The organism is Streptomyces sp. NPDC006393 (assembly GCF_040628575.1).
Taxonomy (GTDB): domain Bacteria; phylum Actinomycetota; class Actinomycetes; order Streptomycetales; family Streptomycetaceae; genus Streptomyces.
On the sequence record NZ_JBEXZD010000007.1, the window covers coordinates 19,645 to 33,591 of the forward strand.

Consider the following 13,947-nt stretch of genomic DNA (forward strand, 5'->3'; position numbering starts at 1 on the left):
CCGTCCGCCGCACGGCTTGAGGCCAACTCCCCTGCACCCGCTCTCTCCTGCGGCCTCCTACGACAGCTCACCCCGCCCCTGCCGCGGCAGCCCCAGCTCCACCGAAGCCGCCGAGTCGCAGAACTCGCGCACCGCGCTGGTCCGTGCCACCACGCGCCCCCGGTGCACCACGATCCGGCTGTACCCGAGCGACAGCGCCCCCGCGAGCCGTTCGCCGCGCACGGCGAGCAGTTCGGCGGGGAAGCCCGCCTCCACGCGCACCGCGGGCAGGCCGAGCACCGCGCGGGCCGACGCGCTCACCGCTTCGTACGCGTCCTCGGGCCGCAGGCCGTGGTGCGAGGCCAGCAGGTAGGCCGCCTCCAGCGGATCGCCGCGCCCCACCGGGTTCGACACGTCCCGCAGCGCGCCGCTGCCCGCGGCCACCCGTACTCCGGCCGCCCTCAGCAGCCGTACCGGAGCCGTCCCCGGCCCCTCCGTGCCCGCGCAGCCGCCCTGCGGCAGGCACACCACCGCGACCCCGGCCGCCGCCAGCTGCTCCGCGGCGCGCGCGGCCGCCTCGGCGGGCAGCCGGGACAGGCCGCCGCAGGGGCCGAGCGTCACTCCGGGGCGCAGCCCGCCCGCCATCGCCGCGATCCGGGCCAGGCGTGCCGGGTCCGTGCCGTCGGTGTGCAGGTCGACCGGGCGGCCGTGCTCGGAGGCGACCTCCAGGACCGCCTCCACATAACCGACGGGGTCGGGATCCACGTCAGGGCAGCCGCCCACCACGCACGCGCCCATCTTCACCGCGTCCCGCAGCATCGCCAGCCCGTCCGCGCCGGCCGCGCCCGTCAGCACGCGAGGCACCGCCACCGTCGTCAGCTCGGTGAGTCCACGCAGCGCCCGGCGCGCCCGCAGGACCGCCTTCAGGGCGCCCAGTCCCTGGACATCGCCCACGCGCACGTGCGCGCGCAAGGCGGTCGCCCCGTGGCCGAGCTGGAGCAGCGCGGCCTCGGTCGCCCGCCGCTGGACGTCCTCCGGGTCGTACGACACGGGGCCGCCGCTGTCGGCGGTCAGCGCGGTGTCGGCGTGGGCGTGCGGCTCCGCCGGGGCCGGCAGGAGCAGATAGCCGCTGAGGTCCAGACGGGCGCCGCCGTCCCGCGGGGCACCCCTGTCCGGCCGGCCCGGTCCGCTCGCCGTGGCCGCCTCCCCCGGATCACCCGGGTTCCCCGGTTCTCTCCGGCCTCCCGGTTCTCTCCGGTCCCCCGGTTCCCCCGGCTCACCCGCTGTGCGGGGCCTGGTGGGCGTGTCGAACGCGCCGGCCCTGCCGGAGCCCCTGCCCGAGCCCCTGCCCGAGCTCCGGCCGAGGCTGCCCGCCGTGCCGACGGCCTCGATGCGCCCGCCGGCCAGTCGTACGTCCACGGTGCGCCCGTCGGCCAGCCGGGCCCCGCACAGCAGCAGGCCGTCCGGTTCGGGCGGGCCGCCGGAGGGACCGGGCGAGGAGGACGAGTGGGGCGGCTGTGGCTGACCGGGGGGCATCGCACTCCAGGTACGACAGGCGAGGGCTGGCGGGAGACGAAGGACAGGGGGCCCGAGCGGACACGGGACGCAAGATCACGCAGAGTGCGTCGAGCCTATGGCGACCGCCCGCCGGGAAGGGGGAGGGGCGCAATAGTCGTACCGGTGTGGCCACGGGGTCATCGGGCTCCGGACCCGGACGCGGGGAGCGCGGAACGGATTTGGGCGAACGGCCGCGGAGCGTGTAATGTCTTCATCGCTCGCCCCAATAGCTCAGTCGGCAGAGCGTCTCCATGGTAAGGAGAAGGTCAACGGTTCGATTCCGTTTTGGGGCTCTGGTGTGAGAGGTTCCCGCCGCGAGGCGGGGTCCGATCGCATCGCAGCGGTGTAGCTCAGTCGGTAGAGCAAGCGGCTCATAATCGCTGTGTCACCGGTTCAAGTCCGGTCACCGCTACTCACAGTAGCCGATTGCGGGGTCGGTCCTTCGATCGGCTACTCTTTCTTGCGTTAATACCTACCCGTTCGTCAAGGAGCACTCACGTGGCTGCCACCGACGTCCGCCCGAAGATCACGCTGGCCTGCGTGGAGTGCAAGGAGCGGAACTACATCACCAAGAAGAACCGGCGTAACAACCCGGACCGTCTTGAGATGAAGAAGCACTGCCCGCGTTGCAACGCGCACACCGCGCACCGCGAGACGCGATAAATCAGGCTCATACATGAGGCCGCCCCCGCATCAGGGGGCGGCCTCATGTTGTTTCTGATCCAGTTGATCCAGCTGATCCACCCCTGATCCATCTGAACCATCCGCACGACCACAGCTGACACCAGGAGGTGCCGAGCCATGGCGCTCGACCAGTCCTTCGTGGGGCGGTCCTACCCCCCCACCGCCCCCTACGAGGTGGGCCGGGAGAAGATCCGCGAGTTCGCGGAGGCCGTGGGGGACGCCAACCCGGCGTACACGGACCCGGAGGCGGCCAAGGCGCTCGGCCACTCCGATGTGATCGCCCCGCCGACCTTCGTGTTCGCGATCACCTTCAAGGCCGCCGGACAGGTCGTCCAGGACCCGCAGCTCGGCCTCGATTACAGCCGTGTGGTGCACGGCGACCAGAAGTTCGCCTACGCCCGGCCGGTGCGGGCCGGCGACCGGCTGACCGTCACCTCCACCATCGAGGCGATCAAGTCCCTGGCCGGCAACGACATCCTGGACATCCGTGGTGAGGTGCACGACGAGGCGGGCGAGCACGTCGTGACCGCATGGACCAAGCTGGTGGCCCGCGCGGCCGAGGAGGCGTGAGGAACCGATGACGGCGAAGATCGCCTACGACGACGTCGAGGTCGGCACGGAACTGCCGGCCCGGACCTTCCCCGTGACCCGCGCCACCCTCGTGCAGTACGCGGGCGCGTCCGGGGACTTCAACCCGATCCACTGGAACGAGAGGTTCGCCAAGGAGGTCGGGCTGCCGGACGTGATCGCGCACGGCATGTTCACCATGGCCGAGGCGATCCGCGTCGTCACCGACTGGGCGGGCGACCCCGGTGCCGTCGTGGAGTACGGCGTGCGCTTCACCAAGCCCGTCGTCGTCCCGGACGACGACAAGGGGGCCCTGATCGAGGTCGTCGGCAAGGTCGCGGCCAAGCTCGACGACAACACCGTGCGGGTGGACCTGACGGCGACCAGCGAGGGCCAGAAGGTCCTCGGGATGTCCCGCGCGGTCGTACGGCTGGCCTGACGGCCCGTGCCGCGGGCGGATCGTCGGCGTGCGGGACCGTCAGCGGGGTCTCGTAGTCTTGGGCGCGTGCAGGAACTCCACGACGCGCCCCTGGCCCCGCTGACCACCTTCCGGCTGGGCGGCCCCGCGACCCGGCTGATCACCGCGACCACCGACGCCGAGGTGATCGCCGCCGTCCGCGAGGCCGACGCCGCCGGTACGCCGCTGCTGGTGATCGGCGGAGGCTCGAACCTGGTCATCGGCGACAAGGGCTTCGACGGCACCGCCCTGCGCATCGCCACCCGCGGCTTCGAACTCCGCGGTACGACGCTGGAGCTGGCCGCCGGTGAGGTGTGGACCGACGCGGTCGCCCGCGCCGTCGAGGCGGGGCTCGCCGGCATCGAATGCCTGTCCGGCATCCCGGGCTCCGCGGGCGCCACCCCGATCCAGAACGTCGGGGCCTACGGCCAGGAGGTCTCCGCCACCATCACCGAGGTCGTCGCCTACGACCGCACGGCCGGCGAGACGGTGACCCTGGCCAACGAGGAGTGCGCGTTCTCCTACCGCCACAGCCGCTTCAAGGCCGAGCCCGAGCGGTACGTCGTGCTGCGCGTCCGTTTCGAGCTGGAGGACGCCGGCGGGCTGTCGGCGCCCGTCAAGTACGCCGAGACGGCGCGCGTGCTGGGCGTGGCGGCGGGCGACAGGGTGCCGCTGGCCACCGCCCGCGACACGGTGCTGAAACTGCGCGCCGGGAAAGGCATGGTGCTGGACCCCGAGGACCACGACACCTGGTCGGCCGGGTCCTTCTTCACCAACCCGATCCTCACGGACGCCGACTTCGCGGTGTTCCGCGCGCGTGTGCGGGAGCGGCTGGGCGAGGGCGCCGAGCCGCCCGCGTACCCGGCCGGCGCGGGACACACCAAGACCTCGGCGGCCTGGCTGATCGACAAGGCGGGCTTCACCAAGGGCTACGGCACCGGCCCGGCCCGGATCTCCACCAAGCACACCCTCGCCCTCACCAACCGCGGCGGGGCGACCACCGAGGACCTGCTGGCCCTGGCCCGAGAGGTCGTGGCCGGGGTCCACGAGGCGTTCGGCATCACTCTCGTGAACGAGCCGGTGACGGTGGGCGTGAGCCTCTGACGGCCTCCGGCACGGACACGCCGCCGACACGCCTCAGTACGGCCTCAGTACGCCACCCCGACGCCCTGCTTCACCGTCGCCGGGTCGTCGAGCATGGTCAGCATCGCGTGGGCCACGTCCGCACGGGCGATGAAGCGGCCGTGGGGCGGGAAGCCGCCGACGATCGTGCGGTAGGTGCCGGTCAGGGGCTTGTTCTGGAGGCGCGGGGGGCGGACGACCGTCCAGTCCGTGGTGCTGCGGGCCAGTTCGGCCTCCATCTCGCGCAGATCGGCGTAGACGTCCTTCAGGAGCGCCGAGACGACCTTGCGGGCCGTCCGGTCCACGGCGCCGGCGTCGGCCGGCTCGGGGCCCACCGGGCCCGCGCTGACCACGAGCAGCCGCCGCACCCCTTCGGCCTCCATCGCGCCCAGCACCGTACGGGTGAGCCGGGTCGCCACCCCGGCGTCCTTGCGGCTGCGGGCGCCGAGCCCGGAGAGCACCGCGTCCCGGCCCGCCACGGCCAAACGCACGGCCTCCGGGGAGGCCAGGTCGGCGCGGAACACCTCCAGGCCCTCGCCGGTCACGGTCAGCCGGGCCGGGTCACGGACGACGGCGGTCACCCGGTGTCCGGCGGCCAGCGCCTGCCGGACGATCTCCTGACCGATGCCGCCCGTGGCGCCGAAGACGGTGAGGTTCATGGTTGCTCTCCTGCTCGCCCGAGGTCGGTGAGTGTTCACTCACCATGGTCTCCTCTAGGGTGAGTAAGTACTCACCCACCCGTCAAGCCATTCGGGGCCGCCATGAAATCCTTGGGCACCATGGAGCAGAAACCGGCCCGCGTCCGCGTCCTCGACGCCGCCCACGAACTGATGCTCACCGTCGGCCTCGCCCGCGCCACCACCAAGGAGATCGCCAAGGCGGCCGGCTGCTCCGAAGCGGCGCTCTACAAGTACTTCCCGAGCAAGGAGGAGCTGTTCATCCAGGTGCTGCGCGAGCGGCTGCCCCGGCTCACGCCCCTGCTCGGCAGCCTCGCCGCCGAACCGGGCCAGGGCACCCTGGAGGGCAACCTCACCGAGATCGCCCGCCAGGCCGCCCTCTTCTACGAGCAGAGCTTCCCGATCGCCGCCTCCCTGTACGCCGAGACCCAGCTCAAACGGCGACACGACGACGCTCTGCGCGCGCTCGGCTCCGGTCCGCACCGGCCCATCCAGGACCTGGACGCCTACCTCCGCGCCGAACAGACCCTCGGCCGCGTCCGCGCCGACGCCGACACCTTCGCGGCCGCATCCCTGCTGCTGGGCGCCTGCGCACAGCGCGCGTTCGCCTATGACATGACAGACACGGGGGAGCGGCCGCCGGTCGACGCGTTCGCCGCGCGCCTGGCGAGGACGCTGCTCGGCGGAATCTCCGTTGCACCGCCCTCCGCCTGAGCCTCACGCTTGCGCCATGACAAACGCCACCCAGAGCGCCGTGAGCACGGCCGTATGCGGCTGAGGCTGCGCGAGTTCCGGCCGCGCACCGGGCCGCACGAACACCGGGTCGTCCAGCCCCGCCGGCCCCTACGGCACACCTCGCTGCGCGCCCCCGAGCCCATCGGGCTGCTGCTCGGCGACCACGACGGACTGAGCCGGCTGGCCGGCCTGTTCTCCTTCGCCGCCTACTCCCGGCACACGATCGTCCACGTTCCGCTGCGCGACGGCGTCCCGCCCGACGAGGGCGTCGGCGAGCTGGTCGATCTCGTCCTCGCCCACCACAGCATCGGCCTGCGCGCCGGCCAGTGGCCCGAGCTGCGCCGCAGGCTACGCCAGGGCAACCCGCTCACCGTGGGCACCGACGAGGCGCGCGCCGCGCGGGACGCCGCCGCCTGGCGCGCGCGACAGGAGCGGACCGGCTTCCGGGACGAGCTGAAGCACGCCACGCACGCGCGTACGCTCTTCCTCTTCGGCAACCGGGACATGTTCGCCGACACGGCGATCCGGCTCGCCCGGGCCGCGGCCCAGGGACCGCATCAGAAGGGTGTCGGCGAGGGACACATGGCGTACATGGGATCGATCATCCCCCTGGCCGATCCGCCCGGCGGCGGGCACCCGTTCGAGGTGATGATCTGCTTCAAGCCTTATCCGCCCTACGCCCACTTCAGGCCGCCGGGCCGCTGAGCCAGTCGTCCACCCCCGACAGCAGCTTCGCCCGCAGGTCCTCCGGGGCGGCCGAGGCGCGGATCGACTGGCGGGCCAGTTCGGCCAGTTCCGCGTCCGTGAAGGCGTGGTGGCGGCGGGCGATGTCGTACTGGGCCGCGAGCCGAGAGCCGAACAGCAGAGGATCGTCGGCACCCAGGGCCATCGGGACGCCCGCGTCGTAGAGGGTCCGCAGAGGCACGTCCGCCGGCTTCTCGTACACGCCGAGGGCCACGTTCGACGCCGGGCACACCTCGCAGGTCACACCCCGGTCGGCGAGGCGCCCCAGCAGCCGCGGGTCCTCCGCCGCGCGCACTCCGTGGCCCACGCGGTGGGCGTGCAGGTCGTCCAGGCAGTCGCGGACCGACGCCGGGCCCGTCAGCTCTCCGCCGTGCGGCGCCGCGAACAGACCGCCGTCCCGCGCGATCGCGAACGCCCGGTCGAAGTCCCGGGCCATGCCCCGGCGTTCGTCGTTGGACAGGCCGAAGCCGACCACGCCGCGGTCCCGGTAGCGCACGGCCAGGCGGGCCAGCGTCCGGGCGTCCAGGGGATGCTTCATCCGGTTGGCCGCCACCAGGACCCGCATGCCCAGGCCCGTCTCCCGGGAGGCCGTGTCCACCGCGTCCAGGATGATCTCCATGGCCGGGATCAGCCCGCCCAGCCGCGGGGCGTACGAGGTCGGGTCGACCTGGATCTCCAGCCAGCCCGAACCGTCGCGGAGATCCTCCTCGGCGGCCTCCCGCACCAGCCGCCGGATGTCCTCCGGCTCCCGCAGACAGGAACGCGCCGCGTCGTACAGCCGCTGGAAGCGGAACCAGCCCCGCTCGTCGGTCGCCCGCAGCCGCGGCGGCTCCCCGCCGGTCAGGGCCTCCGTCAGGGCCTCGGGCAGCCGTACGCCGTACTTGTCGGCCAGTTCCAGCAGGGTGGTGGGCCGCATCGACCCGGTGAAGTGCAGGTGCAGATGGGCCTTCGGCAGCTCAGAGAGATCACGTACACGCTCCATTCCAGGATCCTGCCCCACCTCCCCCACGGCCCGGTAGCCGTTTCCCCGTACGTGGTCTTGCGCGCACAGACGTACGGGCCGCCTCCCCGGAGGGAAACGGCCCGCACGCGCGCGTGGGAGGTTCAGTCCCGCGCCTCCGCCAGGAGCTTCTGGATCCGGCTCACGCCCTCCACCAGGTCCTCGTCACCGAGCGCGTAGGACAGGCGCAGGTAGCCCGGCGTGCCGAAGGCCTCGCCCGGGACGACCGCGACCTCGGCCTCCTCCAGGATCAGCGCGGCCAGCTCGACCGTGTTCTGCGGGCGCTTGCCGCGGATCTCCTTGCCGACCAGCGCCTTGACCGACGGGTAGGCGTAGAAGGCGCCCTCCGGCTCCGGGCACAGGACGCCGTCGATCTCGTTCAGCATGCGCACGATGGTCCTGCGGCGTCGGTCGAAGGCCTCGCGCATCGTCGCGACGGCCTCCAGGTCGCCGGAGACAGCGGCGAGGGCGGCCACCTGGGCGACGTTCGACACGTTCGAGGTGGCGTGCGACTGGAGGTTGGTCGCGGCCTTCACGACGTCCTTCGGGCCGATGATCCACCCCACCCGCCAGCCGGTCATGGCGTACGTCTTCGCCACGCCGTTGACGACGATGCACTTGTCGCGCAGCTCGGGCAGCAGCGCGGGCAGGGACACGGAGACCGCGTCGCCGTAGACCAGGTGCTCGTAGATCTCGTCGGTGAGCACCCACAGGCCGTGCTCCACGGCCCAGCGGCCGATCGCCTCGGTCTCGGCCTCGGAGTAGACCGCGCCGGTCGGGTTGGACGGGGAGACGAAGAGGACGACCTTGGTCCGCTCCGTGCGGGCGGCCTCCAGCTGCTCGACCGTGACCCGGTAGCCGGTGGTCTCGTCGGCGACGACCTCGACCGGGACACCGCCGGCCAGGCGGATCGACTCCGGGTACGTCGTCCAGTACGGCGCGGGCACGATGACCTCGTCGCCCGGGTCGAGGATCGCGGCGAAGGCCTCGTAGATCGCCTGCTTGCCGCCGTTGGTGACCAGGATCTGGGAGACGTCCGGCTCCCAGCCGGAGTCGCGCAGCGTCTTGGCGGCGATCGCGGACTTCAGCTCGGGCAGACCGCCGGCCGGGGTGTACCGGTGGTACTTCGGGTTCTTGCAGGCCTCGACGGCGGCTTCGACGATGTAGTCGGGGGTGGGGAAGTCGGGCTCACCGGCGCCGAAGCCGATCACCGGACGCCCGGCGGCCTTCAGGGCCTTCGCCTTGGCGTCCACGGCGAGGGTGGCGGACTCGGAGATCGCGCCGATTCGGGCGGAGACCCGGCGCTCGGTGGGAGGGGTTGCAGCGCTCATACCGCCATCGTTCCAGACCCCGAACGCCCCGGGCACGCGGGTTTCACGGACTGAACAGCAGCGGTCTAACCCCTGAACAGGCGTCCGGTTCCGCCCCCGGGTCCGTCCGGTTCCACCCCCCCGGCGGCCCTTCGGCTTCCCTCGGACTTCCTTTCGACGGGCACCGAAGAACACTTTCTGTTCGACGACCGGCTCCGGACCACGTACACTCTCACCTCGTTGGCCTTCAGCAGCCGCCGCCGCACCCGGTGCCCACAAGGACACCGGGCACACGCTCGGATGCGGTACGTTGGGGGACACACAAAGGGTCGTAGCTCAATTGGTAGAGCACTGGTCTCCAAAACCAGCGGTTGGGGGTTCAAGTCCCTCCGGCCCTGCTACACACACCATCGCCAGGATGTGTGCGCATGTACGTACAGCAATCTGCACCGCCGTGCGGCTCGACCGGGCGCGGCACGGCCACGACCCGGAATCAGGTGAGGACGAATGACGGACGCCGTGGGCTCCATCGACACGCCTGATGCCCAGGACGAGGTCACAGAGTCCAAGAAGAAGCCCCGCAAGGGTGGCAAGCGCGCCAAGAAGGGCCCTCTCAAGCGCCTTGCGCTCTTCTACCGGCAGATCATCGCGGAGCTCCGCAAGGTCGTCTGGCCCTCGCGCAACCAGCTGACGTCCTACACCACCGTGGTGATCTTCTTCGTGGCCATCATGATCGCCCTGGTGACCGTGATTGACTATGGGCTCAACCACGCGGCCAAGTACGTCTTCGGCTGAGCCAAGAGCGAAGGGCGCCGTGGTTACCGGCGCCCGTTTTCGCATGTTCCACCCCTATGTATCCAGGAAGAAGCAGCCACCGTGTCTGACCCGAACCTGAACGACGCCATCGAGCCGACCGAGTCCGTGGATGACGAGCTCGACACCGTCGAGGGTGCGGACGAGGTCGACGAGGCCCAGGCTGCCGAGGCCGCCGCGGGGGAGCCGGCCGAGGAGGCCGCCGTCCACGTCGAGGAGCAGGCCACCGAGGAGGCGGCCACCGAGGGTGAGGCCGACGAGGCCGCCGAGGAGGAGGCCGGCGCCGAAGAGCCCGAGCCCGAGCTCGACCCGGTCACCAAGCTCCGCGAGGAACTGCGCACGCTGCCCGGCGAGTGGTACGTGATCCACACCTACGCCGGCTACGAGAAGCGCGTGAAGGCCAACCTGGAGCAGCGTGCCGTCTCGCTGAACGTCGAGGAGTTCATCTACCAGGCCGAGGTGCCCGAGGAAGAGATCGTCCAGATCAAGAACGGCGAGCGCAAGACCGTCCGGCAGAACAAGCTGCCCGGTTACGTGCTCGTCCGTATGGACCTGACGAACGAGTCCTGGGGCGTCGTTCGCAACACCCCGGGTGTCACCGGCTTCGTCGGCAACGCCTACGACCCCTACCCGCTGTCCCTGGACGAGATCGTGAAGATGCTCGCCCCGGAGGCGGAGGAGAAGGCCGCCCGCGAGGCCGCCGAGGCCGAGGGCAAGCCGGCTCCGCAGCGCAAGGTCGAGGTCCAGGTGCTGGACTTCGAGGTCGGCGACTCGGTCACCGTCACCGACGGCCCGTTCGCCACGCTCCAGGCGACCATCAACGAGATCAACGCCGACTCGAAGAAGGTCAAGGGCCTGGTCGAGATCTTCGGCCGCGAGACCCCGGTCGAGCTCTCCTTCGACCAGATCCAGAAGAACTAGTTCGTACTGGTTCGTTCTGGACGAACCGCTTCCGAGCAGGTCAGGCGGGCTGCCTCAGCCCGTCTGACCTGCTCGGTTTTAAGCCGCGCATCTATACCCGTTATCGTTGTGCGGTATGCCTGCGTCAGGGTCGCGACTCGCGCGGGCATGGACCCGAATGAAAGGACCCGGAGAGCAATGCCTCCCAAGAAGAAGAAGGTCACGGGGCTGATCAAGCTCCAGATCCAGGCCGGCGCCGCCAACCCGGCCCCGCCGGTCGGTCCGGCGCTGGGTCAGCACGGCGTCAACATCATGGAGTTCTGCAAGGCCTACAACGCCGCGACCGAGTCGCAGCGCGGTTGGGTCATCCCGGTGGAGATCACGGTCTACGAGGACCGCACCTTCACCTTCATCACCAAGACGCCGCCGGCCGCCAAGATGATCCTCAAGGCCGCGGGCGTGGAGAAGGGCTCCGGCGAGCCGCACAAGACCAAGGTCGCCAAGATCACCGAGGCGCAGGTCCGCGAGATCGCCCAGACCAAGCTGCCCGACCTCAACGCCAACGACCTGGACGCCGCCGCGAAGATCATCGCCGGCACCGCCCGTTCCATGGGCGTCACCGTCGAGGGCTGAAACCCAACCCCGTAGTACGTATGCGGCCGTGATCGCCTGATCGCGGTGCCGCACGTGGCAGGGCCTGCTCGGCCCGTACCACGACTCCTTACCAAGAACCCCAGGAGCAGTTGTGAGCAAGCGCAGCAAGGCTCTCCGCGCTGCGGACGCCAAGGTCGACCGGGAGAAGCTGTACGCCCCGCTCGAGGCCGTCCGTCTCGCCAAGGAGACCTCCACGACCAAGTTCGACGGCACCGTCGAGGTCGCCTTCCGTCTGGGTGTCGACCCGCGCAAGGCCGACCAGATGGTCCGTGGCACCGTGAACCTTCCGCACGGCACCGGTAAGACCGCCCGGGTCCTGGTCTTCGCGACCGGCGACCGTGCCGAGGCCGCGCGTGCCGCGGGCGCCGACATCGTCGGTGCCGACGAGCTGATCGACGAGGTGTCGAAGGGCCGTCTGGACTTCGACGCCGTCGTCGCCACCCCGGACCTCATGGGCAAGGTCGGCCGCCTCGGCCGTGTGCTCGGTCCCCGTGGTCTGATGCCGAACCCCAAGACCGGCACCGTGACCCCGGACGTCGCCAAGGCTGTCAACGACATCAAGGGCGGCAAGATCGAGTTCCGCGTCGACAAGCACTCGAACCTGCACTTCATCATCGGCAAGACGTCGTTCGACGACTCCAAGCTGGTGGAGAACTACGGCGCCGCGCTGGAGGAGATCCTCCGTCTGAAGCCGTCCGCCGCCAAGGGTCGCTACATCAAGAAGGCCGCCATCAGCACCACGATGGGCCCCGGCATCCAGGTCGACCCGAACCGCACCCGCAACCTCCTCGTCGAGGAGGACCCGGCCGCGGTCTGAGCCCCACAGCTCGCCTGAAGTCGGCGACGAGCCCCGCAACCGTTCCGGTGCGGGGCTCGTCGCTTTTCCGGACGGCGCTCCCGGGCGGCGCTCCTGGACCGCTCTTCCGGCGGCCGTACGGTCCGCGGCGAGGAACCCGCGTGACTGTTCGATCTCTGCCCGGATAAGTTGGGGTCCTTGCTGTGTGAAAACTTTCTGTTTCCTTGGGGGGAGACCATGGGGACCTCTGTACGCAGGGCCGGTGGCGCGGGTCTGGCCGGGCTGCTGCTCGCCGCGGGCGCGGTGGGCTGTTCCAAGGGCGAGGAGTCGCCCGCCATGACGCCGGCGGCGGCCGTGGCCAAGGCGGCCACGAACGCGGAGACCGTCACCTCTCTGCGCTATCGCATGACCGGCCAGGTCCCGGAGCAGGGGCGGATCAAGGCCGACGCCGAGATGCGGCTCAAGCCCACCGTCGCCATGAGCATGAAGATGACGGTGCCCGCCCAGGGCACGGACCAAGCCGTGGAGATGCGGCTCGTCGGCAAGGCGATGTACCTCAACGGCGGCGCCGAGGCCGCCAAGGAGATGGACGGCAAGAGCTGGATCAAGTTCGACCTGTCCGGGACGGGCGCGGGCAAGGAGCTGGACCAGCTCGGCAGCGCCTCGCCCCAGGCCCAGCAGAACCCGGCGGCCGAGTCCACCTTCCTCACCGGCGCCAAGGACACGAAGAAGGTGGGCACCGAGACCGTCGACGGTGTCAGCACGACCCACTACAAGGGCACCGCCACCGTCGACGAGCTGGTCAAGGCCATGAAGGAGCAGGACAAGGGCAAGGACGCGACCCTGCGGGAGGGGCGCGAGAAGAGCCTCGCGCAGTACGAGAAGCTGGGCATCGACAAGCTCACCATGGACATGTGGATCGACGGCGAGAACCACACCAAGCGGTTCCGCCTGCGTGGCGACGGGACCAAGGGCCCGCTCGACATGACCATCACGTTCCTCGGCTTCAACGAGCCCGTGAAGGTCACCGCCCCGCCGGCCGCCGACACCGCCGATCTGGCCGAGATGATGAAGGACGCCGGCGCGGAGTGAGCCGCCGAACGGGGCGGATTTGCTCGGGACCGCCCCGTTCCCGTAGTCTCCTACCGAAGCCAAAGACCGCTGGTCGTTGCCGCGCGCTCGCCAGAGCCGCGGTGGCCGAAGGATCCGCTGAAAATGCGGGCGACCCGCGCAGGTGACAGTGGAAGAACTCCCGGAGTGCGCGCCCATGTCGTGCGTTCGCCCGGTCGAGTCCGCCCCGTGCGCCTGCGCCGGGGCGTTTCGTTTTCCCCAGTCCTCCTTCGGGTCCGCGCGGTCCGAATCACCCGGAAGGAGGCCGAGGCTCTATGGCGAGGCCCGACAAGGCTGCCGCGGTTGCTGAGCTGACGGACAAGTTCCGCAGCTCCAGTGCCGCCGTGCTGACCGAGTACCGCGGTCTCACCGTGGCGCAGCTCAAGACGCTGCGCCGGTCGCTCGGTGAGAACGCCCAGTACGCCGTGGTGAAGAACACGCTGACCAAGATTGCGGCCAACGAGGCCGGGATCACGCTGGACGACCAGCTCTTCGCTGGTCCGACGGCCGTCGCCTTCGTCACCGGTGACCCGGTGGAGTCGGCGAAGGGTCTCCGTGACTTCGCCAAGGACAACCCGAATCTCGTCATCAAGGGCGGTGTCCTTGACGGCAAGGCGCTGTCCGCCGACGAGATCAAGAAGCTTGCGGACCTCGAGTCCCGCGAGGTTCTGCTCGCCAAGCTGGCGGGTGCCATGAAGGGCAAGCAGTCCCAGGCTGCCGCGCTCTTCCAGGCGCTCCCGTCGAAGCTCGTCCGCACCGTGGACGCGCTGCGCGCCAAGCAGGCCGAGCAGGGCGGTGCCGAGTAACTCGGCTCGCTTTCTGATCCAGGCCGCCTGAGGCGG

General features: G+C 70.6%; 16 protein-coding genes and 3 tRNA genes. 15 read left to right on the forward strand and 4 right to left on the reverse strand.

The window, feature by feature from the left end:
* Positions 1-57: 57 nt before the first annotated feature.
* Positions 58-1,515, reverse strand: a complete 1,458-nt coding sequence (locus ABZ484_RS05310; RefSeq protein ID WP_358864550.1) for a hydrolase — start codon at positions 1,513-1,515, stop codon at positions 58-60.
* 241 nt (positions 1,516-1,756) lie between these two features.
* Between ABZ484_RS05310 and ABZ484_RS05315 the strand changes: the two genes are divergently transcribed.
* The 6 genes from ABZ484_RS05315 (at position 1,757) to ABZ484_RS05340 (ending at position 4,348) form a co-directional block, all read left to right on the forward strand.
* Positions 1,757-1,829: transfer RNA gene (locus tag ABZ484_RS05315), tRNA-Thr, on the forward strand.
* A gap of 46 nt (positions 1,830-1,875) precedes the next feature.
* Positions 1,876-1,948 (forward strand) — tRNA-Met (locus ABZ484_RS05320).
* 86 nt (positions 1,949-2,034) lie between these two features.
* Positions 2,035-2,199, forward strand: a complete 165-nt coding sequence (gene rpmG, locus ABZ484_RS05325) for a 50S ribosomal protein L33 (protein WP_003948671.1) — start codon at positions 2,035-2,037, stop codon at positions 2,197-2,199.
* A 138-nt stretch (positions 2,200-2,337) separates the two neighbouring features.
* Positions 2,338-2,790, forward strand: coding sequence for a MaoC family dehydratase N-terminal domain-containing protein (locus ABZ484_RS05330; RefSeq protein WP_358864551.1), 453 nt, complete (start codon positions 2,338-2,340; stop codon positions 2,788-2,790).
* A 7-nt stretch (positions 2,791-2,797) separates the two neighbouring features.
* A complete protein-coding gene (locus tag ABZ484_RS05335; protein WP_358864552.1) occupies positions 2,798-3,226 on the forward strand; it encodes a MaoC family dehydratase in 429 nt (142 codons plus the stop codon).
* A gap of 66 nt (positions 3,227-3,292) precedes the next feature.
* Positions 3,293-4,348 carry a UDP-N-acetylmuramate dehydrogenase gene (locus ABZ484_RS05340; RefSeq protein ID WP_358864553.1) on the forward strand — a complete coding sequence of 352 codons (1,056 nt, stop codon included), beginning with the start codon at positions 3,293-3,295 and terminating at the stop codon, positions 4,346-4,348.
* Between the two features lie 44 nt (positions 4,349-4,392).
* On the opposite strand, the gene ABZ484_RS05345 is transcribed toward ABZ484_RS05340, so the two are convergent.
* The gene (locus ABZ484_RS05345) at positions 4,393-5,025 is read right to left on the reverse strand and encodes an NAD(P)H-binding protein (protein WP_358864554.1); all 633 of its coding nucleotides are present in this window, start codon (positions 5,023-5,025) and stop codon (positions 4,393-4,395) included.
* A 120-nt stretch (positions 5,026-5,145) separates the two neighbouring features.
* On the opposite strand from ABZ484_RS05345, the gene ABZ484_RS05350 reads away from it, so the two are divergent.
* Together ABZ484_RS05350 and ABZ484_RS05355 are read left to right on the forward strand one after the other, a co-directional pair.
* Positions 5,146-5,757 carry a helix-turn-helix domain-containing protein gene (locus ABZ484_RS05350; protein WP_358864555.1) on the forward strand — a complete coding sequence of 204 codons (612 nt, stop codon included), beginning with the start codon at positions 5,146-5,148 and terminating at the stop codon, positions 5,755-5,757.
* 54 nt (positions 5,758-5,811) lie between these two features.
* Positions 5,812-6,483, forward strand: coding sequence for a hypothetical protein (locus ABZ484_RS05355; RefSeq protein ID WP_358864556.1), 672 nt, complete (start codon positions 5,812-5,814; stop codon positions 6,481-6,483).
* Here ABZ484_RS05355 and ABZ484_RS05360 read toward each other — a convergent pair.
* On the reverse strand, positions 6,464-7,504 hold the full coding sequence (locus ABZ484_RS05360; protein ID WP_358864557.1) for an adenosine deaminase: 1,041 nt from the start codon (positions 7,502-7,504) through the stop codon (positions 6,464-6,466). The genes ABZ484_RS05355 and ABZ484_RS05360 overlap by 20 nt on opposite strands.
* Positions 7,505-7,626: 122 nt before the next feature.
* Positions 7,627-8,853, reverse strand: coding sequence for a pyridoxal phosphate-dependent aminotransferase (locus ABZ484_RS05365; protein ID WP_358864558.1), 1,227 nt, complete (start codon positions 8,851-8,853; stop codon positions 7,627-7,629).
* A gap of 304 nt (positions 8,854-9,157) precedes the next feature.
* Between ABZ484_RS05365 and ABZ484_RS05370 the strand changes: the two genes are divergently transcribed.
* From ABZ484_RS05370 to rplJ, 7 genes are all read left to right on the forward strand, one after another.
* Positions 9,158-9,230 (forward strand) — tRNA-Trp (locus ABZ484_RS05370).
* 109 nt (positions 9,231-9,339) lie between these two features.
* On the forward strand, positions 9,340-9,627 hold the full coding sequence (secE, locus tag ABZ484_RS05375; RefSeq protein ID WP_030174459.1) for a preprotein translocase subunit SecE: 288 nt from the start codon (positions 9,340-9,342) through the stop codon (positions 9,625-9,627).
* 81 nt (positions 9,628-9,708) lie between these two features.
* Positions 9,709-10,566: a transcription termination/antitermination protein NusG gene (gene nusG / locus ABZ484_RS05380; RefSeq protein ID WP_358864559.1), complete on the forward strand. Its 858-nt coding sequence runs from the start codon at positions 9,709-9,711 to the stop codon at positions 10,564-10,566.
* A 177-nt stretch (positions 10,567-10,743) separates the two neighbouring features.
* Complete coding sequence (gene rplK / locus ABZ484_RS05385) at positions 10,744-11,178, forward strand: 50S ribosomal protein L11 (RefSeq protein ID WP_358864560.1); 435 nt, start codon at positions 10,744-10,746, stop codon at positions 11,176-11,178.
* A 112-nt stretch (positions 11,179-11,290) separates the two neighbouring features.
* Positions 11,291-12,016: a 50S ribosomal protein L1 gene (rplA, locus tag ABZ484_RS05390; protein WP_358864561.1), complete on the forward strand. Its 726-nt coding sequence runs from the start codon at positions 11,291-11,293 to the stop codon at positions 12,014-12,016.
* Between the two features lie 216 nt (positions 12,017-12,232).
* Positions 12,233-13,087 carry an LppX_LprAFG lipoprotein gene (locus tag ABZ484_RS05395; RefSeq protein ID WP_358864562.1) on the forward strand — a complete coding sequence of 285 codons (855 nt, stop codon included), beginning with the start codon at positions 12,233-12,235 and terminating at the stop codon, positions 13,085-13,087.
* A gap of 293 nt (positions 13,088-13,380) precedes the next feature.
* Positions 13,381-13,911 (forward strand): 50S ribosomal protein L10, encoded by a 531-nt coding sequence (gene rplJ, locus ABZ484_RS05400; protein WP_358864563.1) that lies wholly within the window; start codon positions 13,381-13,383, stop codon positions 13,909-13,911.
* Positions 13,912-13,947 lie beyond the last annotated feature (36 nt).